This window comes from Micromonospora sp. LZ34 (assembly GCF_052981855.1).
On sequence record NZ_JBRIQN010000005.1, the window covers coordinates 254,452 to 278,324 of the forward strand.

Below are 23,873 nucleotides of genomic sequence, written 5' to 3' on the forward strand. Positions count from 1 at the left end.
ACGGACGCATGCTCACCATTCGCCGGGAGGAGCCCGACGACGCCGAGGCGGTCGCCCGGGTGCACGTGCACGGCTGGCAGGCCGGATACGCCGGGCTGATGCCCGACGAGGTGCTGGACCGGCTGAACGTCACGGCCTGGGCCCAGCGCCGCCGCGACGTCGGCACCGCCGATCCGGAACACCCGTTCACCACCCTGCTCGCTGAGGTCGACGGCGTGCTGGCCGGCTTCACCACGTTCGGCCCGTACCGCCACAACCAGGACCGGGCCGACCTCGACCCGGCGCACGGGGAGGTGGTGGCGATGTACGTCGAGCCGGCGCATTGGGGGGACGGCACATCCCGCGCGCTGCTCGCGGCCGCCCACGCCGGCCTGCGCGAACGCGGCTGGGCCGACTACCGGCTCTGGGTGCTCGAAGGGAACCACCGGGCCCGCCGGTTCTACCAGCGGGCCGGCCTGTCACCGGACGGTGAGCGGTCGACCTACCCGGTGCCGCTCGCCGGCGGCCGTCCGCCGGTCGGGCTGGTCGAGCTGCGGTACGCCGGACGTCTCGACGGCTGACCCGGCCGGCGCCGCCGGGCGGCGGATCGGCAGGAACGCCAGCAGGGCCAGGCTGATCCAGACGTACGTGTTGGCGCCGAGGAAGCCGTCCACCCCGGTGAAGTCCTTCTCCCAGGCCCAGACGATCCGGCTGGTCAGGAAGGCGTACCCGACGGCCGCGGCGGCCAGCAGCATCCGGCGCCGGCGGCCGCGGGCGGGCGCGGCCATGCCGTTGTCCACCAGCAGGATCAGCCCGGGCAGCAGCCAGACCAGGTGGTGCACCCAGGTGACCGGGCTGACCAGGCACATCGCCGCGCCGGTCAGGGCCAGGCCGGTCGCCTCGTCGCCGGCGGCCACCGCGGCCCGGGAGCGCCACGCCCAGAGCGCCAGCGTGCCGAGGACCAGGACCAGCCAGGTCAGGGTGCTCGGGTGCTCCGGGTCCAGCCGGGCCACCACGCCGTTCAGCGACTGGTTGGAGACGAACGCCAACTCGCCCACCCGAGCGGTGTTCCACAGCGCCTCGGTCCAGAACTCCCGGGAGGCGTCCGGGAAGAGCGCGGCGGCCAGCAGGCTCGCCCCGGCCGCGGCGGCCATCGAGGTGACCGCCGCCCGCCAGCGCCCGGTGACCAGCAGGTAGACGATGAAGATGCCCGGGGTCAGCTTGATCGCGGTGGCCAGGCCGATGCCCACCCCGGCCCACCGGCTGCCGGCGGGCAGCAACCGCAGCAGGTCGACCGCGACCAGGAAGAGCAGCAGCGTGTTGACCTGGCCGAAGTTGACCGTCTCGCGCATCGGCTCGTAGGCGGCGGCCAGGCAGAGCGCGACGGCGAGGGCGAACCAGCGGGTCCAGCCGGCCCGGCGGGCGATCGGGTCGACCAGCCACCAGATCAGCACGGCGCTGGTCAGCACGCTGGCGGTCACGCTGACGGTGATCGCCGCCAGCCACGGCAGGTACGCCATCGGCAGCATGACCAGGGCGGCGAACGGTGGGTAGGTGAAGCCGTACTGGGTGCCCGGCTTGAGGAAGTCGTAGACCTCCCCGCCGTCGTGCACCCACCAGGTGAGCGCGCCGTAGTAGACCTTGAGGTCGAAGAAGCCGTGTCGTACGGCGGCCACGGAGAGGAAGGCGGTCACCGCGGCGGCGAGCCCGACCACGCCGACGACCTGCGTCGCCGTCCTTCTGGCACCCTGGGCCACCGTCGCCTCCCTCGCCCTGCGTAGGCTTCCGTCCCATGGCTCTCGGGTACGTCCGCCCGGCGCGTCCCGAGGACGCCGGCGAGATCGCACGCATCCAGCTCGCGACCTGGCGGGTCGCCTATCGCCGGATCCTGCCCCGGCACGTGCTCGACAACCTGGACGAGGCGTGGCTCGCCCGGCGGTGGAGCGCCGCGGTGCAGGAGCCGCCGTCGCCCAGCCACCGGGTGCTGGTCGCCGTCGAACAGGCCGAGCAATCCTATCTGGTGGGGTTCGCCGCCTCCGGTCCGGCCGACGCCGAGGCGCTCGCCCCCGGCGAGCCGGCCGAGGCGCTCGGGCCGGACGTGGTGGCGGTCACCGACCTGCTGGTCGAGCCGCGCTGGGGCCGGCGGGGGCACGGCAGCCGGCTGCTCGCCGCCAGCGTGGACCTGTGGCGGGAGGACGGCTTCGCGCGAGCGGTGGCCTGGGCGTTCGACGCCGACGAGGCGACCCGGAAGTTCCTCACCGGCACCGGCTGGGAGCCCGACGGCGCTGCCCGCGCCCTGGACGTCGACGACATGCTGGTCGACCAGCTCCGCCTGCACGTCGCCGTCCCCACCGAACCCCTCCCCGCCGACTGACCCTCGCGACCTTGCGCCTGCCGGCCCCGCGGTGCCCGTCCTGCGGGCCCGCGACGCCCCGGTTTCCCGCTGACGGTCGACACCCCGTCCCTGCCGGCAGGGACGACGCTGCGCCGTTGGCGGAGTGTCCGGAGCGCAACATCGGCGGCCAGGTGGAGGTCCGCCGCCTGCGGTCACCAGGCGTGACCGCCCGAGGCCGGACCTCGGGCTGGACCGACATTCCGGAGAGGAATGAATATTCCGGTCCGGAATGTCGGTCGGTCGGAACTGTGGCCCCGAGGCCGCCGGGGCGGAGCGGCCCGCGCCTCCCGTCGACTCGACCCGGTCGGTCGCCGAGCCGGGGGTCAGCGGCCGGGCGGCGCGAACTCGGCGACCAGTTCGTCGTCCTCCATCGCGCCGGTGGGGCGGAAGCCGAGGGCCGTGTAGAGGCGGGCGGCGTCGGTGTTGTCGGGGTGGTACGAGAGCCGGACCGGCTCGCCCTGGGCGGCCAGCCAGCCTGCGAGGGTGGCCACGGTGGCCCGGCCGACGCCCCGGCCCTGTTCGGCGGCGTCGACGACCATCCCGCCGATCCAGCGGGAGGCGTCGTCGTCGACCCCCCACATGACGTGCCCGACCACCGTCTCGTCCGCGTACACGGCGAGCGAGGTCCACACCTCGGAGCGCATGGTCAGCAGCAGGTAGCGGGCCGCCAGCGCGGGCACCCAGTCCCGCTGGTCGTCGCGCGGGGCGACGTCGGCCACGGCCCGCCAGTTGTCGTCGTCCACCGGCCGCAGGGTGACCCGGCGCCCGGCCCGGTCCAGCTCTCCAGAATCGATCACCGGGGCAGCGTAGGCGCCGCCCCGGCGGTCCGGCGAGCGGTTTCAGTCGAGCAGGGCGTCCAGGCCGACGGTCAGGCCCGGCCGGTTGCGCACCGCGCGCACGGCCAGCAGCACCCCGGGCATGAACGAGGCCCGGTCGTACGAATCGTGCCGGATGGTCAGCGTCTCGCCGGTGGTGCCGAAGAGCACCTCCTGGTGGGCGACCAGCCCGGTGGCCCGCACGGCGTGCACCCGTACCCCGTCGATGTCGGCGCCCCGGGCACCGGCGACCTCGTCCTTGGTCGCGTCCGGCGCCGGGCCGAGCCCGGCCTCGGCGCGGGCCGCCGCGATCAGCCGCGCGGTGTGCGTGGCGGTGCCGCTCGGGGCGTCCAGCTTGCGTGGGTGGTGCTGCTCGATGATCTCGACCGACTCGAAGTGCCGGGCCGCCCGCGCGGCGAACTGCATCATGAGCACCGCGCCGATGCCGAAGTTGGGCGCGATCACCACGCCGACCCCGGGCTTGCGGGCCAGCCACCCGCGCACCCGCTCCAGCCGCTGCTCGGTGAAGCCGGTGGTGCCGACCACCGCGTTGATGCCCTGGTCGATGCACCAGTGCAGGTTGTCCATGACGACGTCGGGAGTGGTGAAGTCGACGACCACCTCGGCGGCGGCGTCGGAGGCGTTGAACAGCCAGTCGCCCTGGTCGACCATCGCCACCAACTCCATGTCGGTGGCGGCGTCGACCGCCTTGCACACCTCGACACCCATCCGGCCGCGGGCACCCAGCACACCGACCCGGATCGGCTCGGCCGCGCCCTTCTCCTGCTCGTCAGTCACGGGGCACAACCTATCCCAATCGGGACGCCGTCACCGGGCGGGCCGGCCACCGTCCCACCGGCACCGGACCGGCATCGACGGTCAGCGGGCGGCGAAGTCGTGCTCGCCGAACGGGCCGACCACGGCCAGTGACATCGGCCGGCTCAGCAGCTCGGCGGCGAGGGTGTTGACGTCGTCCACGGTCACCGCGTCCACCCGGGTGAGCAGCTCGTCGACCGGCATCAGGTCGCCGTAGAGCAGCTCGCCTTTGGCCAGCCGGCTCATCCGGGAGCCGGTGTCCTCCAGGCCGAGCACGAACGACCCCTTCGACATGCCCTTGCCCCGGGCGACCTCCGCCTCGGTCAGCCCGTCGGCGGCCACCCGGGCCAGCTCGGCCCGGGTCAGCTCCAGCACCTCGTCCACCTTGCCGGGGGCGCAGCCCGCGTAGACCGCGAACAGGCCGGTGTCGGCGTACTGGCTGGCGTAGGAGTAGACCGAGTAGGCCAGGCCGCGCTGCTCGCGGATCTCCTGGAACAGCCGGCTGGACATGCCGCCGCCGAGCACGTTGTTGAGCACGCCGAGGGCGAACCGGCGCTCGTCGAGCCGGTCGATGCCGGGGCAGCCGAGGATGACGTGCGCCTGCTCGGTCTCCTTCGGCTCGACCAGGGTGGTCGCGGCCTTCGTGCGTACCGCCGGGGTGGCCGACCGGTGCGGCGCCGGCGACGCCGGGTCGGTGTCCAGCGGGGTGCCGCGCAGCGCCTGGCGGACCAGCTTGACCACGGCGGCGTGGTCCAGGTTGCCGGCGGCGGCGATGACGATCTGCGGCGCGACGTAGCGGCGCCGGTAGAAGCTCTGGATCTGCCGCCGGCTCATCGGCGTGACCGTCTCCTCCGTGCCGGAGATCAGCCGGCCGAGCGGGTGGTCGCCGTAGACGGCCCGGGCGAACAGGTCGTGCACCTCGTCACCGGGCTCGTCGTCGTGCATGGCGATCTCTTCGAGGATCACGCCACGCTCGGTCTCCACGTCGGCCGGGTTCAGCACCGAGTCGGCGACCAGGTCGCACATGACGTCGATGGCCAGCGGCAGGTCCTCGTCGAGCACCCGCGCGTAGTAGCAGGTGTATTCCTTCGTGGTGAAGGCGTTGGTCTCGCCGCCCACCGCCTCGATCGTCGAGGAGATCTCCAACGCGCTGCGCTTGCGGGTGCCCTTGAAGAGCAGGTGCTCCAGGAAGTGCGCGGCGCCGGCCTGCGGGCCGGTCTCGTCGCGGGAGCCGACCGCCACCCAGATGCCGAACGACACGCTGCGCATCGCCGGGATCGCCTCGGTGAGCACGCGCAGCCCGTTGGGCAGCACGGTACGGCGTACCGTGCCGCCCAACGGGTCGTCGCTCAGCGTCCGGGTGACCGCCCGGGCGGCGCCGCCGGCGCGGGTGGCCCCGACGGACGCGGCCACCCCCCGTCGATCCGGCGGAAACGGCGCACGAACGGCCCGACTCACGTGTTGCTCCAAGATCGACGAGGGGTGGGTGGTGCGATGGTCAGGCGTCAGCTGTGCCGGGTCCGGCGGCGCGGACGCTCGCCGCCCTCGCCACCCTCGCCGCCACCCGGGCCGCGCTCGCCGCCGCCGGGGCCACGACCGCCCCGCTCGCCGCGCTCGCGGTCGCCCCGGTCACGCGGGCCCCGGTCGCCCCGGTCGCGGCCGGCCGGCCGCTCGCCACCGGCTTCCTCGCCCTCGGCCGGCGCCTCGGCGCCCTCCGGGCGGACCTTGTCCAGGTAGATCTTGCCGCGGGCGTCGATGTCCGCGATCTCGACCTCGACCCGGTCGCCGACGTTGAGGAAGTCCTCGACCTTCTCGACCCGCTTGCCGTCGCCCACCTTGGAGATGTGCAGCAGGCCGTCCCGGCCCGGCAGCAGCGAGACGAACGCGCCGAACGCGGCCGTCTTCACCACGGTGCCGAGGAACCGGTCGCCGACCTTCGGCAGCGTCGGGTTGGCGATCGCGTTGATCCGCTCCACCGCCGCCTGCGCCGACGGCCCGTTGGTGGCGCCGACGTAGATGGTGCCGTCGTCCTCGATGGAGATCTCGGCGCCGGTCTCGTCCTGGATGGCGTTGATGGTCTGCCCCTTCGGGCCGATCACCATGCCGATCTTGTCGACCGGGATCTTGACGGTGGTGACCCGCGGGGCGTAGTCCGACATCTCGGCCGGCGCCTCGATCGCCCGCTGCATCACGTCGAGGATGGTCTGCCGGGCCTCGTGGGCCTGCTGCAGGGCGGCAGCCAGCACGTCGGACGGGATGCCGTCGAGCTTGGTGTCGAGCTGGAGCGCGGTCACGAAGTCCCGGGTGCCGGCGACCTTGAAGTCCATGTCGCCGAACGCGTCCTCGGCGCCGAGGATGTCGGTCAGCGTCACGTACTGGGTCTTGCCGTCGACCTCGTCGGAGATCAGGCCCATGGCGATGCCGGCGACCGGCGCCTTCAGCGGCACACCCGCGCTGAGCAGGCCCAGCGTCGAGGCGCAGACCGAACCCATCGAGGTGGAGCCGTTGGAGCCGAGCGCCTCGGAGACCTGCCGGATGGCGTACGGGAACTCCTCGCGCGAGGGCAGCACCGGGATCAGCGCCCGCTCGGCGAGCGCGCCGTGGCCGATCTCGCGCCGCTTCGGCGAACCGACCCGACCGGTCTCACCGGTCGAGTACGGCGGGAAGTTGTAGTTGTGCATGTAGCGCTTGGACTTCTCCGGGGAGAGGGTGTCCAGCGACTGCTCCATGCGCAGCATGTTCAGCGTGGTAACGCCCAGGATCTGGGTCTCGCCCCGCTCGAACAGCGCCGAGCCGTGCACCCGCGGCAGCACGCCGACCTCGGCGGTCAGCGGCCGGATGTCGCGCGGGCCGCGGCCGTCGATGCGTACCTGCTCGCGCAGCACCCGGCTGCGGACCTCGGACTTGGTCAGCGACCGCAGCGCGGCGCTAAGCTCCTTCTCCCGGCCCTCGAAGCGCGGGCCGAGCTCCTCGGCCACCCGGGCCTTGATCCGGTCCAGGGCCTCCTCGCGGTCGGCCTTGCCGGCGATCTTCAGGGCCTCGGCCACGTCGGCGCGGGCCAGCTCGGCCACCGCGTCGTACGCGTCGTCCTGGTAGTCCAGGAAGACCGGGAACTCGGCGACCGGCTTGGCGGCCACCTCGGCCAGCTCGCTCTGCGCCCGGCACAGCTCGCGGATGGCCGGCTTGGCGGCCTCCAGACCGCTGGCCACGACCTCCTCGGTCGGGGCGGGGGCGCCGCCGGCGACCAGCGCGACGGTGTGGTCGGTGGCCTCGGCCTCGACCATCATGATCGCGACGTCGCCGTCGGCCAGGGCGCGGCCGGCCACCACCATGTCGAAGGTGGCCCGGGCCAGCTCCTCGTAGGTCGGGAAGGCGATCCACTGGCCGTCGACGTGCGCCATCCGGGTCGCCCCGATCGGGCCGGAGAACGGCAGGCCGGAGAGCTTGGTCGACATCGAGGCGGCGTTGATCGCCACCACGTCGTACGGGTGCTGCGGGTCGAGGGCGAGGACGGTCTCGACGACTTGGACCTCGTTGCGCAGGCCCTTGACGAACGACGGGCGCAGCGGCCGGTCGATCAGCCGGCAGGTGAGGATGGCGTCCTCGCTGGGCCGGCCCTCACGGCGGAAGAACGAGCCGGGGATCCGGCCCGCGGCGTACATCCGCTCCTCCACGTCCACCGTCAGCGGGAAGAAGTCGAACTGCTCCTTGGGCTGCTTGCCCGCGGTGGTGGCGGAGAGGACCACCGTCTCGCCGAGCTGGGCGATGACGGAGCCGGCGGCCTGACGGGCCAGCCGGCCGGTGGAGAAGGTGACCTCACGGGTGCCGAAGGCCCCGTTGTCGATCACGGCGGTGCGGGACTGGGTGCCGAGGTTACTCTCGGTCATGTGCGGTCGTGCTCCTTCGCATCGGGGGCCCACGACGCGGAGAGCTGCTCAGACGGCCGGTCTTCGATCGAAGCGCCCGGGTGGCGGCGAGATGCCGGGTGCCCGGGGGCCACTACCGGAGACCGGTACGCTGACCGGCTCCCTGTTCGGGTGGTCGCGCGGCCCTGTTCTTCTGTGGTGCAGAGCGGGGGAGCGGCCGGTCGGCCACTCCCCCGTCACGTCACCGGCGCAGACCGAGCCGCTCGATGAGCGACCGGTAGCGGTTGATGTCCTTCTTCTGGACGTAGTTGAGCAGCCGACGGCGACGGCCGACCAGCAGCAGCAGCCCACGGCGGCTGTGGTGGTCGTGCTTGTGCACCTTCAGGTGCTCGGTGAGCTCGGCGATCCGCTTGGTGAGGACCGCGACCTGCACCTCCGGCGAACCGGTGTCGCCCTCGGCGGTCGCGTACTCCGCGCGGATCTTGGCCTTGGCTTCTTGGTCGAGCGCCATGTTCTCCCTGTTTCGTGGGTTGTTCGATGGTGTCCGTCGGACCGGTCAGGGGACCGGGAACGGACCGGTACCTCGCACCCGCGGCGTCGTGCAGGCACGCGAGGCCCCACGTCGGTCAGCCGACGTCCCCGCCAGACTACCAGCCCGGCCGGGCGCCGGCCGGTCAAGGGCGGCGAACCGGGGCGTCGGCGCCCCGCGGGGCCGACCGGTGACCCGTCCGCAGCCCTCCGGTCAGCCCAGCGCGCGGCGGGTCCGCTCCACGTCCTGCTCGATCTGGGCGATCAGCGGCTCGATCGCGTCGAACCGGACCTGCTCCCGCAGGTGCGCCACGAAGTCCAGCGCCAGCCGCTCACCGTAGAGGTCGCCGGTGAAGTCCAGCGCGTACGCCTCCACCCGCCGCTCCCGGCCGGAGAAGGTCGGGTTGGTGCCGACCGACACCGCCGCGGCCAGCGGCTCGCGCTGCCCGCGGCGCACCAGCCGGGCCGCGTAGACGCCGTCGGCGGGCACCGCCGCGTACCGGTGGCAGAGCAGGTTGGCGGTGGGGAAGCCGAGCTCCCGGCCGCGCTGGTCGCCGCGGACCACCACCCCCTCCAGCCGGTGCGGGCGGCCCAGCGCGGCGGCCGCCGCGCCCACGTCACCGGCGTCGACGCAGGAGCGGATGTACGTGGAGGAGAAGACCGTGCCCGCCTCGGCGACCAGCGGGCCGGCCTCCACCCCGAACCCGAAGGTGCGGCCGAGCCGCTCCAGCAGCGCCACGTCGCCGGCGGCCCGGTGCCCGAAGCGGAAGTTGTCCCCCACCATCACCAGGGCGGCGTGCAGGTGCTCCACCAGGACGTCGTGCACGAACGCCTCGGCCGGCAGCCGGGAGAACTCCGGGGTGAACGGCACCACGCAGAGCACGTCGACGCCGAGCGCCTCGATCAGCTCCGCCTTGCGGGCCGGCTCGGTCAGCACCGCCGGGTGTGAGCCGGGGCGGACCACCTCGGCCGGGTGCGGGTCGAAGGTCACCACGACCGACTTCACGCCCAGTTCCCGGGCCCGGGCCACGGCGTGCCCGATGGTCGCCTGGTGCCCCCGGTGCACCCCGTCGAAGACGCCGATGGTGACGACCGACCGCCCCCAGCCACCGGGCGCCGCGTCGTACCCCCGCCACCGCTGCATGCTTTTCCTCCCCTGCCTGCCCGCGGCCGTGACCCGGCCCCGGGTGAACCTCCCGCCGGCCCGCGGCGGGGCTCGCGCCCGCCCGTCAGGCCGGCGCGAGCACGATCTCCGCGCGGGCCCGACCGTCCCGCTCGCTGACGATAGCGATCAAGCCGCCGGCCGGGTCGAAGACCGCGTAGGGGCCGGCGATCCCGGCCGGGTCGAGCGGCCCGCCGTGGGAGAGCACCTTCGCCTCGTCGGCGCTGGCGTTCCGGCGCGGGAAGAACCGGTCGGCCGCCGCGGCCAGCGGCAGGTTGACCACATCGGGCGCGCGCCGCTCCAGCTCGTCGAGGGTGGCGGCCTCCGCGAGGGTGAACCCGCCGCCCACCGCGGTACGCCGCAGCGCGGTCAGGTGGCCGCCGACCCCGAGCGCCAGCCCCGCGTCCCGGGCGATGGCCCGGATGTACGTCCCGGACGAGCAGTCCACGGCCACGTCCACGTCGACCACGTCGTCCGACCGGCGGATCGCCAGCAGGTCGAGCCGGGGGATGGTGACCCGGCGGGCGGGCAGCTCGACGCTCTCCCCCTCGCGCACCCGCTTGTACGCCCGCTGCCCGTCGATCTTGATGGCGCTCACCGCGCTCGGCACCTGGTCGATCTCGCCGGTCAGCGCGGTCAGCGCGGCCCGGATCGCGTCGTCGGTGACCCGACCGGCCGGGGTGGTGGCGATCACGTCGCCCTCGGCGTCGTCGGTGACGGTCGCCTGGCCGAGCCGGATGGTGCCGGTGTAGCTCTTGCCCGCGCCGATCACGTACGTCAGCAGCCGGGTGGCCCGGCCCACCCCGATCACCAGCACCCCGGTGGCCATCGGGTCCAGCGTGCCGCCGTGGCCGACCCGGCGGGTCCGGGCCAGCCGGCGGATCCGCGCCACCACGTCGTGCGACGTCATGCCGCCGGGTTTGTCGACCACGATCAGACCGTCTGCGCTCACGACACCCAAGCCTGCCAGACGGCCGGGTCGGGGCCACCGGCGGTGGACGCGACCGGATCCGATGTACGGCCAACGGACCGTTCCGCCGGTCGGCCCGTCTTGCCGGCCGGCCGGCGGGCGGGACGGCGGGCACCGCGGCACGGGTGCGAAGATCATGCGCCCCCTGGGGTCCGACCGGCGGCCAGCGCCAGCCGGAGACCGGCCACCACCGCCGACAGGAGCACGATGACCCCCGAGGTGCCGCCCGCGCACGAACACCGCCCGCACGTCGACCTGCCGGAGTGGTTACGCAATCCGACGCCCGCCCGGCGGACCCCCGGTCGCCGCGTCTCCGAACTCGTCGAGCGGGTGCCGGCGCTGCGCGCGGCCCGGCGGGCGCTGTGGCGGCGCTGGGACCGCCCCCGGTGGAGCGAGCGACACCCGGTGGTGAGCGCGATCGTGTCGTTCTTCGGCGTCGCCGTGACGGCGACCGCCCTGATCACCGGCACGCTCTACCTGTTCCACAAGATCATGCGCGGTGAGCTGTGACGGAGGACCCGATGAGCGCCGACCCAGCTGCCGGCGCTCTCCCGCCGACCGGGCAGCCGGCGGCGGCCACAACTCCGCACGGTGATGCCGGCGGCGCAGTGCAGTTCGCCGAGACCGCACCGGTGCGGCTGCCGGACTGGATGCGGCCGCCGGAATCCGAGCACCGGCCGGTCGGGCTGGACCGGGTGCGGTTCGCCTGGGCACGGCACAACGGCGCGCTGGTGGTCGGTCTGGGCATCGCGCTCGCCCTGGCGATGCTCGCCGGCGGCGGATGGCTGGTGCTCCGGACCGCCGACGGCTACCGCACGGCGGTCGCGTCGCCGACGCAGAGCCCGACGCCGTTGCCGAGCAGTGCGGTGGGCATGCCGCGCGACCTGTTCGCCGGCACCCCGGCCGCCTCCTTCCCCAAGCGCGAGGACGCCGTCGTGCTGCCGGCGGCCACCGCCCAGGGGCCGTTCACCGCCGCCCAGGTGCGCGCCGCGCTGGAGTCGGTCCGCGCCGCGCTGGTGCAGAGCCGGCTGGAGACCAACATGCTCGTCGGCGACGTCGAGCCGTTCCTCGCCCGGCTCGCCCCGGACGCCCGGAAGCAGCTCCGCCCGCACTTCGAGGACGGGTCCTTCCTGCACTACGCCACCCGGATGGAGTCCCGGTCGGGCTGGGAGTTCGACATCCGGGCCCAGGGACGGATCGCCTACCGGGCGACCCGGATCGAGGGGATCCGGCTGCTGGAGGTGACCACCGAGTTCGTCTGGGTGTACTCGTTCGACGTGGCCCGCAAGGCGCCACCCGGCGCCGGCCTGGTGGCGATCCGCGACCGCGTGGTGTGGCACGTCCCCCACCCGAGTGACGTGCCGGCCGCCGGGCGGGGAGTCTGGCTGGCGTCCGCCCGGGCGGTCACCTGGAACGCCGACTGTGGCTGGCTGGGCGACGGCTGGGTGCAGGTGGCGTCGTGGTTGCCGGACCTGCACGGCGAGCGCCCGCCCGGCGGCGACCCGGGCGACATCTTCGACCTGGACGCGCCGGCGCCGACCAGGACCCGCTGCTGAGTGTCAGCGCACCGCGCCGACCACCGCCCAGCCGCCGGAGCGCAGCCGCAGCAGCAGCGCGGCCAGCCGGAGCACGATGAACAGGGTCAGCCCGGCCCAGATCCCGCCCAGCCCGAGGTCGAGCCCGTACGCCAGCCAGATCGCCGGCAGGAACCCGCCGAGCGCCGACACCACGGTGAGGTTGCGCAGGTAGCGCACGTCGCCGGCGCCGATCAGCACACCGTCGAGGGCGAAGACCACCCCGGCCAGCGGCTGCATGGCGACGAACCACGGCCAGGCCACCATGGCCTGCTCGCGTACCTGCGGGTCGGAGCTGAACAAGGACGGGACCACGCCGGCGCCGGCGGCGATCAGCACCGCGAACCCGAGGCCGCAGGCCGCGCCGAGCAGCGCGACCCGGCGGGCCAGCGCGCGGGCCCCGGCCGCGTCGCCGGCGCCGAGCGCGGCGCCGACCAGCGACTGGGCGGCGATGGCGAGCGCGTCGAGCACCAGCGCGGTGAAGAACCACAGCTGCAGGGCGATCTGGTGCGCGCCGACCGCGGCGGCGCCGAATCGGGCGGCGACCGCCGTGGCGGAGAGGAAGCTGGCCTGGAACGCCACCCCCCGGATCAGCAGGTCGCGGCTGAGCACCAGCTGCTGCCGGATCAGCCGCGGCCGGGGCCGCAGGGCGACCCGCTCGCCGACCAGGGCGGCGGCGAACAGCCCGCCGGAGATGGTCTGGGCCACCGCGTTGGCCACCGCCGAGCCGGTCAGGCCGAGCCCCGCCGGGTAGACCAGCAGCGGGCAGAGCAGCGCCGAGAGCAGGTTGGGGCCGAGCACGAACCACAGCGGGCGGCGGGTGTCCTGGATGCCGCGCAGCCAGCCGTTGCCGGCGGCGGCGAGCAGCAGGCCGGGCGCGCCGAGCGCCGCGATCCGCAGCCACTGCCCGGCGGCGTCGGCCACCTCCCCGGTGCCTCCGGCGAGGGTACGCGCCAGCGCCCCGCCGCCGAGCTGCATGGCGACCGCGACCAGCAGCCCGACGCCGAGCGCCAGCCAGGACGCCTGCACCCCCTCGGCCACCGCGGCGGCCCGGTCGCCGGAGCCGAACCGGCGCGCCGATCGCCCCGTGGTGCCGTACGCGACCACGGTGCCGAGCCAGGCGGTGAGCGTCATCACGGTGCCGCCGACGGCGAGCGCGGCCAGCGGCACCCGGCCGAGGTGGCCCACCACGGCGGTGTCGACCAGCACGTAGAGCGGCTCGGCGGCCAGCACGACGAGGGCCGGTAGGGCGAGCGCGGCGATCCGGCGCGGCGAGGCGGCCCGCGCCGCGGTGAGGGTGCTGGTCTGGCTCATCGCCGCCGATCCTGACACAGCCAGGTAAGGCATGCAAGACGCCCCATCACTTACAACCCCGCCGCCCGCCGACTCCTCGCGTGATCGTCTGACGTCCAGCAGGGCCCGGAGCACGGATCCACCCTGCCGAGCATCAGACGATCACGGATTCGGCAGGGAACCGAGCCAGCGGCGGACGTCGGCACGGGTGCGGAGCCGGACCACCGGCAACCCGGGCGCCCAGGTCTCGACGCCGCGCAGCAGCCGGGGTCGGGAGTGCCGGGGATAGCGCCAGACGTAGCGGAGGAACTGCGCCTCGATCCGTTCCGGGCAGCCGGGCGGCAGGTCGGCGCGGCCGGTGGCCCGGTACGTCCAGCGCCGGCGCAGTACCCGCAGCAGGCAGAGCCGCCGGGGCGGATCGCAGAGGACGAGCAGGTCGGCCCGGGGCAGGCGCAGGTCGAGGGTGCCGCCGTAGTTGCCGTCCATCACCCAGGCCGGCCGGGCGGTCAGGTCGGCGACGGCCGCCCGCCACGAGGCGTCGTCGCTGGGCACCCAGCCGGGGCGCCAGTAGTGCCGGTCGAGGTGGATCAGCGGGAGGTCGAGCCGGCGCGCGACCTCGCGGGAGAGGGTGCTCTTGCCGGCGCCCGGGCTGCCGGCGATGAGAATCCGTCGCACCCGGGGACGGTAGCGACCCGCGGCCGTGACGGTGGACGGCCGCGCCGCCAGCCTGCGGAGAGAACCGTCGTGGGCCGCCGTCAGCGGCCCGAGAGCGCCGGCGTGAGTGCGGTCGGTGGCCCGGGGCGGACCGGCGTCGGCGCGATCAGCGGAGGACTGGCCTGGGCGCGGTCAGCGGTCTGGGAGAAGGGGTCCGGCGCCGGTCGGTGCCGGGTGGGCGGTGACGTCGTCGGCGTGGCACGTCGGCGGCGTCACCGCCGGTCGGTCAGCGTCACTGACGGGTGTCCATCGACGTCTGCAGCGCGCGGCGCATCTGCTCGCGGGCCTCGTCGGTGGTCTCGGGCTTCGGCTTGCTCGGCATGGTGGTGATCCCCTTCCAGGGTGCGAGCCACCGCTGGACGGCAGCTCTCACGGGCGGTCGTGCTGAGCGCCCGACAGCGGTCCGGGATCACCGGAGCGGCTGATGGGGCAGCGTGTGCCCGGGTCGGTCGACCCTGGAGGGAGGCGGCGCCCGGTGTGGCCCCACCGCCCACGGCCGTCGCCACGAACGCGCCGGCCGTTTCCCAAGCTATCGTTCAGGTCCACATGCTGCCCGGGGTTCCCGCCATTCGGACCTGATCAGGTCAGCGGGCCAGGAAGTGCCAGCCCAGCCACCACCAGAAGCCGAAGAGCCCGATCCGGCCGACCGGCACCGAGCCCACCTCGTAGCGCATCACGTACGCGCAGACCTCGCCCAGCGTGGGGATCCGCGAGCCCTCCCGCCGGGCGAGCCACTCGACCGCGCCGAAGAGCAGCAGCGCGGCCAGGAAGCCCGTGATGGCCAGCGTCCGCATCATCGCCGCACCAGCCCCCAGAACGCGGAGAGCCAGACCAGCCAGCCCGCCGAGCGGACCAGCTGGTCCTCCAGCAGCGGGTCGGCGAGCCGGGAGAAGGTGGGGAACTCGTCGCCCGCGGCGAGCACGAAGGTGGCCCCCTCGAAGACGCCGAAGACCACCACCGGCAGGGTCCACCAGACCGCGCCCGAGCCGAGCCGGGCCGGCGCCGGCCGCCGGGGCACCCGGTTGCTCAGGCCCAGCCAGATCAACACGCCGCCGGTGCCGAGGGTGTAGAGATTCGCCTCCGTCGAGAAGGACGGGAAGCGACCGCCGACCAGGGAGAGACAGACCAGCACCGGTACGGCCACGGCGGGCCGGTCCCAGGCGCGGGGCGCGTCGACGGTGAGGTCGTGGGGGTGCTCCATCCCGCAATTCTCCCCGCCGTCACCGAGCGCGGAAAGGTCAACACTCCCCGGAGCTGACCCTGATCTCTGCCCTGCCGCGCCCGCCCGAATCCGGCGTGGCGCCGCCCGACACCCCGGCGAGGGGCCGCCGTCAGCCCTCGGCGGGGTGGAGCAGCGCGCCGGGCAGCTCGGCGCGGATCCGGTCGACCACCTCGTCGGCGGTACCCGTGCCGGTGAAGCCGGCGGCGAACCGGTGCCCGCCGCCGCCCAGGGCGATCGCCACCCGGCTCACGTCGACCGCGCCCTTGCTGCGCAGCGAGACCGCCCAGTCGCCGGCGGTGGTCTGCTTGACCACGCAGCTCACGTCGGCCTCGGCGGTGCACCGGACCGAGTCGATCAGCGCCTCCAGCACGTACGGCCGCTGGTCGTGGCGGGCCAGGTCGTCCAGGGTGGCGTAGGTCCAGACCAGGCCGTGCCCGCCGGCTGCGGCGGGCTCCAGCCGGGCCCGGCCGAGCACCTCGCCGAAGAGGCGGACGGCGCCGAAGGGTCGGGTGTCGAACACCCGACGGGAGATGTCGCCGGGGCGGATGCCGGTGGCGAGCAGCCGGGCCGCCATCTGGTGCACCGCCGGGGTGGTGGCCTCGAACCGGAACGAGCCGGTGTCGGTGGTCAGCGCCACGTAGAGGCACTCGGCGATGCCGGCGTCCAGCGGCACGTCCAGCCGGGCGAGCAGTTCCTCGGCGACCACCGAGGTGGCCGCGGCCCGCGGGTCCACCAGGTTGACGTCGCCGAAGCCGGTGTTGGACGCGTGGTGGTCGAGCACCACGGCCGCGCCGGCGCCGGCCAGCCGGTCGACCAGTTCGCCGAGGCGCGACTCGCTCGCCGCGTCGAAGCAGACCACCAGGTCCGGGTCCGGGTAGGCCCGGGTGGCCGGCACCAGCAGGTCGAGCCCGGGCAGCCCGCGGAACGGCTCGGGCACCTCCGGTGGGCCGGGAAACGTCGCCTGCAACCGGCGTACGCCGAGCCGGCGCAGGCCGAGGCCGAAGCCGAGCATGCTGCCGAGCGCGTCGCCGTCCGGGTTGACGTGGCAGATCAACAGCACCCGGGCGTCGGCCGGCAGTTGTCGTACGGCCGCGACGGCCGCGGCCCAGTCGGCCTCGCCGGGACCGGTGCCGGCCGGGGGCGCCGCCGCGACGAGGGCGCTCCCGGGCTGGCCGGAGGGGTCGGTCACCGCCGGTCCCCGCCCCGGGGCGGGGTCTCGTCCTCGTCCTCGGCGTCCTCGCCCACCGCGTCCTCGTCCTCGGACTCCTCGTCCAGCCGGTACGGCTGGGGCTCGCCCGCGTACTCGGCCCTGGCGGCCAGCCGCTGCACCTCGGCGTCGGCGTTACGGGCCGCGGCGAGCAGGTCGTCGATGTGCTTGACCTGGTCCTGCACGTCGTCGAGGACGAAGGTCAGGGTCGGCGAGTGCCGCAGCCCGAGCGCCTTGCCGACCGTGCTGCGCAGCATGCCCTTGGCGCTCTCCAGCGCGGCGGCGGTGCTGGCCTGCGCCGCCGCGTCACCGAGCACGGTGTAGAAGACCGTGGCGTCGCGCAGGTCGGCGGTGATCCGGGCGTCGGTGATGGTGATCATCCCGAGCCGCGGGTCCTTGATCTGGCTCCGCACCACCGACGCGACCAGTTCGCGAATGCGCTCCGCGTGCCGGCGTACCTTGGCCGGATCCGTCATTTCCGCCACCTCCACGGCGTCCCGCTCCCGGTCGGCCGGCGGCGCCACGGCGCCGCCGGAACCGACCGGCCAACATCTCGAACACTACCTGCGCGGCCGGGCCCGTCGCGCGGCACCGGGGTGGCGCCGCCGGGCGCCCGCCGGTCAGTCTTCCTCGCCGTAGAGCCGCCGGCGCACCGACAGCAGTTCGGTCTCGGGCCGGCCGGCCACCAGTCGCTCGCAGGAGTCGAGCACCTCGCGGACGTGGGACGCCTCGGCGGCCACCACGGCCACCGCGATCTGCGCCCGGCCGTGCAGGTCGAGCGCGCCCACCTCGGCGGCGGACACCTCGAAGCGACGCAGCGCCGCCACGATCGGGCGTACGTATGATCTCTTGGCCTTGAGCGACCGGGAGTCGCCCGGCAGCAGCAGGTCGAAGACCGCGGTTCCGGTGAACATCGCCCCGGACGATACCCGGCCGGGCCCCCACATGATCAAGGGGTTTACGCCTTTCGGCGTAAACCCCTTGATCAGTGCGTCACCGCGGGATCAGGCGCGCGGCTTCTCCCGCATCTCGAAGGTCTCGATGATGTCGCCGACCTGGACGTTGTTGAAACCGCCCAGCGTCAGACCACACTCGAAGCCCTCGCGGACCTCCGTCGCGTCGTCCTTGAACCGCTTGAGGGAGCTGATCGTGAGGTTGTCCGCCACGACCGCCCCGTCCCGCAGCAGCCGCGCCTTGGCGTTGCGGCGGATGATGCCGGACCGGACGATACAGCCGGAGATGTTGCCGATCTTGGACGAGCGGAAGACGTCGCGAATCTCCGCGGAGCCCAGCTCGACCTCCTCGTACTCCGGCTTGAGCAGCCCCTTGAGCGCGGCGTCGATCTCCTCGATGGCCTGGTAGATGACCGTGTAGTACCGGATCTCCACGCCCTCGCGGTCGGCGATCTCGCGGACCTTGTTGGCGGCCCGCACGTTGAAGCCGATGATCGTGACCGCCTCGGACGAGGCGCTCGCGAGCATGACGTCGCTCTCGGTGATCGCACCCACGCCCCGGTGGATGATCCTGAGCTGGACCTCCTCCGGGATGTCGAGGTTGAACAGCGCGTCCTCGAGGGCCTCCACCGAACCGGAGACGTCGCCCTTGAGCACCAGGTTGAGCGAGGTCTTCTCGCCCTCCTTGAGCTGCTCCATGAGCGTCTCGAGGGTGGCCCGGCCGCGCGAGTTGGCGAAGGACGCCGCCCGCCGCCGTGCCTGCCGCTGCTCGGCGATCTGCCGCACCGTGCGGTCGTCCGCCGCGGCGAGGAAGGTGTCGCCGGCGCCCGGCACCGCGGTCAGACCGAGGACCAGCACCGGACGAGCCGGACCCGCCTCGGCGACCTGGTTGCCGTTCTCGTCGAGCATCGCCCGGACCCGGCCGTGCGCCCCACCGGCGACGATCGAGTCGCCCGCCCGCAGGGTGCCCTTCTGCACCAGCACCGTCGCCACCGCACCGCGACCCTTGTCCAGGTGCGCCTCGATGGCCACACCCTGCGCCGGCCCGTCGATCGGAGCGGTCAGCTCCAGCGACGCGTCGGCGGTCAGCAGGACCGCCTCGAGCAGGTCGTCGATGCCGATACCCGGCTTCGCCGCCACGTTGACGAACATGGTGTCGCCGCCGTACTCCTCGGCGACCAGGCCGTACTCGGTCAGCTGCTGGCGGACCTTGTCCGGGTTCGCCTCCGGCTTGTCGACCTTGTTGACCGCCACCACGATCGGCACGTCCGCCGCCTTGGCGTGGTTCAGCGCCTCGATCGTCTGCGGCATCACGCCGTCGTCGGCCGCGACCACCAGCACCACGATGTCCGTCACCTGGGCACCACGGGCACGCATGGCGGTGAACGCCTCGTGACCCGGGGTGTCGATGAAGGTCACCGCGCGGTCCTCGCCCTCGTGCGGGACGTGGACCTGGTAGGCACCGATGTGCTGGGTGATGCCACCGGCCTCGCCGGCCACGACGTTCGCCTTGCGGATCGCGTCGAGCAGCTTGGTCTTACCGTGGTCGACGTGACCCATGACGGTCACCACCGGCGCACGGCTGACCAGGCGGTCCTCCGCGACCTCGGCGTCGAGGTCGATGTTGAACTGCGCGAGCAGCTCGCGGTCCTCGTCCTCCGGGCTGACGATCTGCACGTCGAAGCCGAGGTGCTCACCCAGCAGCAGCAGGGTCTCGTCAGAGCAGGACTGGGTCGCGGTGACCATCTCGCCCAGGTTGAACATCTCCTGGACCAGCGAACCCGGGTTGGCGTTGATCTTGTCGGCGAAGTCCGACAGCGAGGCGCCACGGGAGAGCCGGACGACCTGACCCTGACCCCGGGGAGCACCCGAGCTCATGGTCGGGGCCGACAGGTTGTCGAACTCCTGTCTGCGCTGCTTCTTGGACTTGCGACCGCGGGTCGGCCGACCACCCGGACGCCCGAAGGCACCCGCGGCGCCGCCGCCACGGCCACGACCGCCGCCACCGGGGCGACCGCCGCCACCGGCCGGGGCACCCGGACGGAAACCGCCGCCGGGAGCACCACCGCCGCCGCCACCGGGGCCACCACGGTAGCCACCGCCACCGCCGCCGCCACCGGGACCGCCGCGGAAGCCACCGCCACCGCCGCCGCCACCGGGACCGCCGCGGAAGCCACCGCCACCGCCACCGGGACGACCTGCGCCGCCGCCGGGGCCGCCACGACCGCCACCGGGGCCGCCGGGGCGACCGGTGGTTGGCCGCTGGCTCGGCATGGAGGCCGGGCTGGGCCGCGGCGGCATGGAGGCCGGGCTGGGCCGCGGCGGCATGCCGGCCGGGCTCGGCCGCGGGCCACCCGCACCGGCGGCCGGGGGCCGCTGCTGCTGGCCACCCTGGATGCCGAACGGGTTGTTACCGGCGCCGCGCGCCGGCGGACGACCGCCCGGACGGGCACCCGGACCGGGGGTCGGCCCACCGGGACGACCGGCGGCCGGGGCACCCGGACGCGGCGGCACCGCGTTCGGACCCGGACGCGGACCCGGACGGGGACCGCCCTCGGCCGGGGGCTCCCGGCGGACGTTCTCCCGCTGCTGCTGACGGGCGGCCTGCGCGGCCTTGACCGCGGCCTCCTGCTCAGCCTTGAGGGCAGCGGCGCGCGCCTCGGCGGCCGCCACCTCGATGTCGTGCGCGCTCGCCGGCTTGGCGACCGGGGTCGCCGGCTGCGGCGGGCCGGGGACCGGGCCCTTGGGCTTCGGTCCGGGTGTTGTCGCGGCCGGCCGCCGGGGCGGCATGGGCTTGGCCGAGACCCGGGGGGCACCCGGGCTCGGTGTCGGGGACGGCGTCGGGGTCGGCGCCGGGCTCGGAGCGGCCGCCGGGGCGGGCGGTGCCGAGGGACCACCGGCGGACGCGACGAATGCGCCACGCAGCCGTCGGGCGACGGGCGCCTCGACGGTGCTGGACGCGGACTTCACGAACTCGCCCATTTCCTTCAGCTTGGCGAGAACGGTCTTGCTTTCGACCCCGAGCTCCTTAGCAAGCTCGTGTACGCGGGCCTTACCTGCCACTGCACTCCTCACTCCGAGGTCGTGCGGGCAGCACCCGCAGCGACCTCACTCCTGCACTTGAAGCCTGGTCATTTCTGCGACTTCATCGTGTGCTCATGTCGGTCGTCCTACCTTGCTAGCGACCCTCGTCCGGTCGGGTTGACCGGACGTAGTGGTTGGCGCATCGACGTGCTCCGCCAGCTCACCGTGGTCGAGGACCCCGGTGATGCGCAGCGCACGCCCGAAGGCGCGACGCCGCACCGCCAGCGCGAAGCAGGCCGGATCCGGGTGCATGTGCGCTCCCCGACCCGGCAGTCTGCGGGCCGGATCGGGCCGGAGGCTGTAGCCAGCCTCGTCGCCGACCGCGACGATCCGCAGCAATTCGCTGGCCGGCGCACGCCGCCGGCATCCCACACAGGTGCGCTCCGGCTGCGCGCGTCGTACCACTGGAGAAAGTCTACCCCTAGCTGCTCGAGATCGCGCCGCCCGGCTCCGGGACGTGATCAGCTTCGCCCCGGCCCGGCGCCGCGGCCTGCTCGGCGTCGGAGCGGATGTCGATCCGCCAACCGGTCAACCGGGCCGCGAGCCGGGCATTCTGCCCCTCCCGGCCGATCGCGAGCGACAGCTGGAAGTCCGGGACGGTGACCCGGGCGGTCCGGCTGGCCAGGTCGACCACCTCGACGCGCAGCGCCTTGGCCGGCGACAACGCGTTGCCGACGAAGGTCGCCGGGTCATCCGACCAGTCGATGATGTCGATCTTCTCGCCGTGCAGCTCGCTCATCACCGCGCGGACCCGCTGCCCCATCGGGCCGATGCAGGCGCCCTTGGCGTTCACCCCGGGAGTCGTCGAGCGCACCGCGATCTTCGTACGGTGACCTGCCTCACGGGCGATCGCCGCGATGTCGACGGTGCCGTCGGCGATCTCGGGCACCTCCAGCGCGAAGAGCTTCTTCACCAGCCCCGGGTGCGAACGGGACAGGGTGATCTGCGGACCGCGCATGCCCTTGGCCACGTGCACCACCACGCACCGGATCCGCTCGCCGTGTGCGTACCGCTCGCCGGGCACCTGCTCGGACTGGGGCAGGACGCCCTCGAGCTTGCCCAGGTCGACGCTGACGATGCCCTTCTCGGCCCGCGCCTCGTGCGCCTGCACCACACCGGTGACCAGGTCGCCGTCACGCCCGACGTACTCGCCGAAGTGCACCTCGTCGGTGGCCTCCCGCAGCCGCTGGAGGATCACCTGCTTGGCCGTCATGGCGGCGATCCGGCCGAAGTCGTGCGGGGTGTCGTCCCACTCCCGCACCACCCCGCCCTCGTCGTCCAGTTCCTGCGCGTACACCAGGGCGGCGCCGGTCTTGCGGTCGATCTCCACCCGGGCGTGCGGCTCCGCACCCTCGGTGTGCCGGTAGGCGGTCAGCAGCGCGGTCTCGATCGCCGCGAGGATCGTGTCGAACGGGATCTCCCGCTCGCGCTCCAGTGCGCGCAGCGCCGCGAGGTCGATGTTCACCTCTCCTCGTCCTCCACATCATCATCGTCGTCGTCGAAGTCATCGGTGTCGTCTGTCTCGTCGAGCTCGTCCGTCTCCTCGATCTCGTCGAGGCGGGTGAACTCGACCTGCACCCGGCCCGGGCCGAGATCGGCGTAGGCCCACTCCGCGCGGCCGGCCTCGGTCTCCAGCACCACGCGCTCGTCGTCGGCGGCGACCACCCGGCCGGTGACCTGCCGGTCCCCCGCGGGGCGCTCGCCGCGCTGCTCGGGCAGGCCGCCGCGGGCGGTGACCTTCACCAGCCGGCCCACGTTGCGCCGCCAGTGCCGCGGCAGGGTGAGCGGCCGGTCCACGCCCGGGGAGCTGACCTCCAGCTGATATTCCCCCGCGACCAGGTCGCCACCGGATTCCTCCGCCGCGTCCAGCGCCGCCGAGACGGCCCGGGAGACGTCGGCGACGGCGTCCAGGTTGATCCCGCCGTCGGCGTCGACGATCACCCGCACCACGTGCCGGCGGCCGGCCCGGGAGACGGTGAGCTCCTCCAGGTCGTAGCCGGCGTCGTTGACCACCGGCTCGACGACCTCACGCAGCCGGGCGCGCCGGGCGGCCAGGTCGCCGCGGGGGGCGCCGGCGCGGTCGGCGCCACGCGGGCCGTCGGCGCGCCGGGGTTTCCCCGTCGGCCTGGTGGCACGGCCACGCTGCGTCATCTGGCGCACCCTTCTCCTGATCCACGGCGGCGGTCTGCCGCCATGCCGGCACGCCACCGGGGCGGACGCGCCGGTGGCTGCGCAGAGCGTAACGCGCCTGCGCCGTCCCGGACCGGGCGGCGCACCGACGCCGTGGCCCACGTGCCGCCACGGATGGTGTTGACTTGTCCGGTGGCGACGGGCAGAACGACACAACACGGCCGGGTATCCGGGCATTCCCGACGAACGGTGCTGCGCGCCGGAGCGCTGCTGGCGCTCGGCGGCGCGGTCGCGCCGCTGACCGGCTGTGATCTTCTCGACCGCGACGACGACTCCGCCCCGGGCCCCGATCCGCTCGCGCCGCTGGTCGAGGAGTCGCTCCGGCTGGCCGCCGGACACCGGGCGGCCGCCGCCGCACACCCGGCGCTGGCCGACCGGCTCACCCCGATCGCCGAGGCGCACCAGGCGCACGCGGCCGAACTCGCCCGGGTGATCGGCACCCCGCTGCCGTCGGCGCCCGCACCGACCCCGTCCGACCCCGCGGCGACCGACCCGGACGCGGCCCTCGCCGCGCTGCGCGAGGCCGAACGCGCCGGCCGGGAGACCGCGACGAAGGCCTGCGCGGCGGCGCCGGCGGAGCGGGCCGCGCTGCTCGGCTCGATCGCCGCCGCCCGGGCCACCCACGTGGAGGCACTGAAGTGACGCAGCCGACCGCCCCGGCCGGGCCCCCCGCCGTCCTGGCCGACGCGCTCACCGCCGAGTACGCCGCCATCTGGGCGTACGGCCCGATCGGGGTGCGGCTCACCGGAGCCGCGCGGGAGGCCGCCCGGGACGCCGAGGCGGCCCACCGGCGCCGCCGGGACGCCCTGGTGCTCCGGTTGAGCACCACCGGCGGGACGGTCCCGCCGGACCGGGCCGGCTACGCGCTGCCCTTTCCGGTGACCGACCGGGCGAGCGCGCTGCGGCTGGCGGTGGAGGTCGAGGAGCGGACCGCGGCGTTCTGGCGGGCGGCCCTGCCGGACACCACCGGCGCGGACCGGGACCAGGCGCTGGCCGCCCTGGTGGAGTACGCCCTGCGCGCCACCCGCTGGCGGCGCACCGCCGGGATCACCCCGCTGACCGTGCCGTTCCCCGGCCGACCCGCCTGACCTCGGCGGCAGGGCCG

At 74.3% G+C, this 23,873-nt stretch carries 26 protein-coding genes; 6 read left to right on the top strand and 20 right to left on the bottom strand.

Annotation, left to right across the window (positions count from 1 at the left end):
* Nucleotides 1-8 precede the first annotated feature (8 nt).
* Entirely contained in the window at nt 9-560 is a 552-nt protein-coding gene (locus tag ACVCAH_RS08845; RefSeq protein ID WP_447135556.1) for an N-acetyltransferase family protein, read from the top strand.
* On the opposite strand, the gene ACVCAH_RS08850 is transcribed toward ACVCAH_RS08845, so the two are convergent.
* Entirely contained in the window at nt 459-1,736 is a 1,278-nt protein-coding gene (locus tag ACVCAH_RS08850) for a glycosyltransferase family 87 protein (protein ID WP_447135557.1), read from the bottom strand. The two genes, ACVCAH_RS08845 and ACVCAH_RS08850, sit on opposite strands and share 102 nt — an antisense overlap.
* A gap of 35 nt (nt 1,737-1,771) precedes the next feature.
* On the opposite strand from ACVCAH_RS08850, the gene ACVCAH_RS08855 reads away from it, so the two are divergent.
* The gene (locus tag ACVCAH_RS08855) at nt 1,772-2,353 is read left to right on the top strand and encodes an N-acetyltransferase family protein (RefSeq protein WP_447135558.1); all 582 of its coding nucleotides are present in this window, start codon (nt 1,772-1,774) and stop codon (nt 2,351-2,353) included.
* Between the two features lie 344 nt (nt 2,354-2,697).
* Here ACVCAH_RS08855 and ACVCAH_RS08860 read toward each other — a convergent pair whose 3' ends face one another.
* The 7 genes from ACVCAH_RS08860 to truB all read right to left on the bottom strand — a co-directional run bounded on the left by ACVCAH_RS08860 (nt 2,698) and on the right by truB (nt 10,513).
* Nucleotides 2,698-3,171, bottom strand: coding sequence for a GNAT family N-acetyltransferase (locus ACVCAH_RS08860; RefSeq protein ID WP_447135559.1), 474 nt, complete (start codon nt 3,169-3,171; stop codon nt 2,698-2,700).
* Between the two features lie 42 nt (nt 3,172-3,213).
* The gene (gene dapB / locus ACVCAH_RS08865) at nt 3,214-3,987 is read right to left on the bottom strand and encodes a 4-hydroxy-tetrahydrodipicolinate reductase (RefSeq protein ID WP_447135560.1); all 774 of its coding nucleotides are present in this window, start codon (nt 3,985-3,987) and stop codon (nt 3,214-3,216) included.
* Between the two features lie 81 nt (nt 3,988-4,068).
* Nucleotides 4,069-5,463: a M16 family metallopeptidase gene (locus ACVCAH_RS08870; protein WP_447135561.1), complete on the bottom strand. Its 1,395-nt coding sequence runs from the start codon at nt 5,461-5,463 to the stop codon at nt 4,069-4,071.
* A gap of 47 nt (nt 5,464-5,510) precedes the next feature.
* A complete protein-coding gene (locus tag ACVCAH_RS08875) occupies nt 5,511-7,892 on the bottom strand; it encodes a polyribonucleotide nucleotidyltransferase (RefSeq protein WP_447135562.1) in 2,382 nt (793 codons plus the stop codon).
* A 220-nt stretch (nt 7,893-8,112) separates the two neighbouring features.
* Nucleotides 8,113-8,382, bottom strand: coding sequence for a 30S ribosomal protein S15 (gene rpsO / locus ACVCAH_RS08880; RefSeq protein ID WP_043962418.1), 270 nt, complete (start codon nt 8,380-8,382; stop codon nt 8,113-8,115).
* 231 nt (nt 8,383-8,613) lie between these two features.
* On the bottom strand, nt 8,614-9,543 hold the full coding sequence (locus ACVCAH_RS08885; RefSeq protein WP_447135563.1) for a bifunctional riboflavin kinase/FAD synthetase: 930 nt from the start codon (nt 9,541-9,543) through the stop codon (nt 8,614-8,616).
* 85 nt (nt 9,544-9,628) lie between these two features.
* Nucleotides 9,629-10,513 (bottom strand): tRNA pseudouridine(55) synthase TruB, encoded by an 885-nt coding sequence (gene truB / locus ACVCAH_RS08890; protein WP_447135564.1) that lies wholly within the window; start codon nt 10,511-10,513, stop codon nt 9,629-9,631.
* A 225-nt stretch (nt 10,514-10,738) separates the two neighbouring features.
* Here truB and ACVCAH_RS08895 point away from each other — a divergent pair, with 225 nt between their 5' ends.
* The gene (locus tag ACVCAH_RS08895; RefSeq protein ID WP_447135565.1) at nt 10,739-11,041 is read left to right on the top strand and encodes a hypothetical protein; all 303 of its coding nucleotides are present in this window, start codon (nt 10,739-10,741) and stop codon (nt 11,039-11,041) included.
* An 11-nt stretch (nt 11,042-11,052) separates the two neighbouring features.
* Complete coding sequence (locus tag ACVCAH_RS08900) at nt 11,053-12,087, top strand: hypothetical protein (RefSeq protein ID WP_447135566.1); 1,035 nt, start codon at nt 11,053-11,055, stop codon at nt 12,085-12,087.
* Between the two features lie 3 nt (nt 12,088-12,090).
* Here the strand turns inward: ACVCAH_RS08900 and ACVCAH_RS08905 are convergent, their stop codons facing one another.
* The 12 genes from ACVCAH_RS08905 to rimP form a co-directional block, all read right to left on the bottom strand.
* Nucleotides 12,091-13,419, bottom strand: a complete 1,329-nt coding sequence (locus ACVCAH_RS08905) for an MATE family efflux transporter (protein WP_447135567.1) — start codon at nt 13,417-13,419, stop codon at nt 12,091-12,093.
* Nucleotides 13,420-13,560: 141 nt separating this feature from the next.
* Nucleotides 13,561-14,073 (bottom strand): adenylate kinase, encoded by a 513-nt coding sequence (locus tag ACVCAH_RS08910; RefSeq protein WP_447135568.1) that lies wholly within the window; start codon nt 14,071-14,073, stop codon nt 13,561-13,563.
* A gap of 271 nt (nt 14,074-14,344) precedes the next feature.
* Nucleotides 14,345-14,485 carry a hypothetical protein gene (locus tag ACVCAH_RS08915; RefSeq protein WP_447135569.1) on the bottom strand — a complete coding sequence of 47 codons (141 nt, stop codon included), beginning with the start codon at nt 14,483-14,485 and terminating at the stop codon, nt 14,345-14,347.
* A 211-nt stretch (nt 14,486-14,696) separates the two neighbouring features.
* On the bottom strand, nt 14,697-14,906 hold the full coding sequence (locus tag ACVCAH_RS08920; RefSeq protein WP_447135617.1) for a DUF6186 family protein: 210 nt from the start codon (nt 14,904-14,906) through the stop codon (nt 14,697-14,699).
* Complete coding sequence (locus ACVCAH_RS08925; RefSeq protein ID WP_447135570.1) at nt 14,906-15,313, bottom strand: hypothetical protein; 408 nt, start codon at nt 15,311-15,313, stop codon at nt 14,906-14,908. The genes ACVCAH_RS08920 and ACVCAH_RS08925 overlap by 1 nt, the downstream gene beginning before the upstream one ends.
* Nucleotides 15,314-15,443: 130 nt before the next feature.
* Complete coding sequence (locus tag ACVCAH_RS08930) at nt 15,444-16,523, bottom strand: DHH family phosphoesterase (protein ID WP_447135571.1); 1,080 nt, start codon at nt 16,521-16,523, stop codon at nt 15,444-15,446.
* Nucleotides 16,520-17,017, bottom strand: a complete 498-nt coding sequence (gene rbfA, locus ACVCAH_RS08935) for a 30S ribosome-binding factor RbfA (protein WP_447135572.1) — start codon at nt 17,015-17,017, stop codon at nt 16,520-16,522. Before rbfA ends, ACVCAH_RS08930 begins: the two co-directional genes overlap by 4 nt.
* 144 nt (nt 17,018-17,161) lie before the next feature.
* Entirely contained in the window at nt 17,162-17,455 is a 294-nt protein-coding gene (locus ACVCAH_RS08940; RefSeq protein WP_447135573.1) for a DUF503 domain-containing protein, read from the bottom strand.
* 90 nt (nt 17,456-17,545) lie between these two features.
* The gene (gene infB / locus ACVCAH_RS08945; protein WP_447135574.1) at nt 17,546-20,557 is read right to left on the bottom strand and encodes a translation initiation factor IF-2; all 3,012 of its coding nucleotides are present in this window, start codon (nt 20,555-20,557) and stop codon (nt 17,546-17,548) included.
* Nucleotides 20,558-20,650: 93 nt separating this feature from the next.
* Nucleotides 20,651-20,983 (bottom strand): YlxR family protein, encoded by a 333-nt coding sequence (locus ACVCAH_RS08950; protein ID WP_447135575.1) that lies wholly within the window; start codon nt 20,981-20,983, stop codon nt 20,651-20,653.
* 16 nt (nt 20,984-20,999) lie between these two features.
* Nucleotides 21,000-22,043 carry a transcription termination factor NusA gene (gene nusA / locus ACVCAH_RS08955; RefSeq protein WP_447135576.1) on the bottom strand — a complete coding sequence of 348 codons (1,044 nt, stop codon included), beginning with the start codon at nt 22,041-22,043 and terminating at the stop codon, nt 21,000-21,002.
* Nucleotides 22,040-22,729, bottom strand: a complete 690-nt coding sequence (rimP, locus tag ACVCAH_RS08960) for a ribosome maturation factor RimP (protein ID WP_447135577.1) — start codon at nt 22,727-22,729, stop codon at nt 22,040-22,042. Before rimP ends, nusA begins: the two co-directional genes overlap by 4 nt.
* Before the next feature lie 228 nt (nt 22,730-22,957).
* Between rimP and ACVCAH_RS08965 the strand changes: the two genes are divergently transcribed.
* On the top strand, nt 22,958-23,410 hold the full coding sequence (locus ACVCAH_RS08965; protein ID WP_447135618.1) for a hypothetical protein: 453 nt from the start codon (nt 22,958-22,960) through the stop codon (nt 23,408-23,410).
* Nucleotides 23,407-23,856, top strand: coding sequence for a ferritin-like domain-containing protein (locus tag ACVCAH_RS08970; protein WP_447135578.1), 450 nt, complete (start codon nt 23,407-23,409; stop codon nt 23,854-23,856). The genes ACVCAH_RS08965 and ACVCAH_RS08970 overlap by 4 nt, the downstream gene beginning before the upstream one ends.
* Nucleotides 23,857-23,873: the final 17 nt, after the last annotated feature.

Excerpts from the sequence above, each read along its gene's own strand:
- ACVCAH_RS08845 (WP_447135556.1), top strand. The coding sequence starts at position 9 with ATGCTCACCATTCGCCGGGAGGAGCCCGACGACGCCGAGGCGGTCGCC.
- ACVCAH_RS08855 (WP_447135558.1), top strand. The coding sequence starts at position 1,772 with ATGGCTCTCGGGTACGTCCGCCCGGCGCGTCCCGAGGACGCCGGCGAG.
- ACVCAH_RS08875 (WP_447135562.1), bottom strand. The coding sequence starts at position 7,892 with ATGACCGAGAGTAACCTCGGCACCCAGTCCCGCACCGCCGTGATCGAC.
- rpsO (WP_043962418.1), bottom strand. The coding sequence starts at position 8,382 with ATGGCGCTCGACCAAGAAGCCAAGGCCAAGATCCGCGCGGAGTACGCG.
- ACVCAH_RS08885 (WP_447135563.1), bottom strand. The coding sequence starts at position 9,543 with ATGCAGCGGTGGCGGGGGTACGACGCGGCGCCCGGTGGCTGGGGGCGG.
- ACVCAH_RS08895 (WP_447135565.1), top strand. The coding sequence starts at position 10,739 with ATGACCCCCGAGGTGCCGCCCGCGCACGAACACCGCCCGCACGTCGAC.
- ACVCAH_RS08900 (WP_447135566.1), top strand. The coding sequence starts at position 11,053 with ATGAGCGCCGACCCAGCTGCCGGCGCTCTCCCGCCGACCGGGCAGCCG.
- ACVCAH_RS08905 (WP_447135567.1), bottom strand. The coding sequence starts at position 13,419 with ATGAGCCAGACCAGCACCCTCACCGCGGCGCGGGCCGCCTCGCCGCGC.
- ACVCAH_RS08920 (WP_447135617.1), bottom strand. The coding sequence starts at position 14,906 with ATGCGGACGCTGGCCATCACGGGCTTCCTGGCCGCGCTGCTGCTCTTC.
- ACVCAH_RS08925 (WP_447135570.1), bottom strand. The coding sequence starts at position 15,313 with ATGGAGCACCCCCACGACCTCACCGTCGACGCGCCCCGCGCCTGGGAC.
- rbfA (WP_447135572.1), bottom strand. The coding sequence starts at position 17,017 with ATGACGGATCCGGCCAAGGTACGCCGGCACGCGGAGCGCATTCGCGAA.
- ACVCAH_RS08940 (WP_447135573.1), bottom strand. The coding sequence starts at position 17,455 with ATGTTCACCGGAACCGCGGTCTTCGACCTGCTGCTGCCGGGCGACTCC.
- rimP (WP_447135577.1), bottom strand. The coding sequence starts at position 22,729 with ATGACGCAGCGTGGCCGTGCCACCAGGCCGACGGGGAAACCCCGGCGC.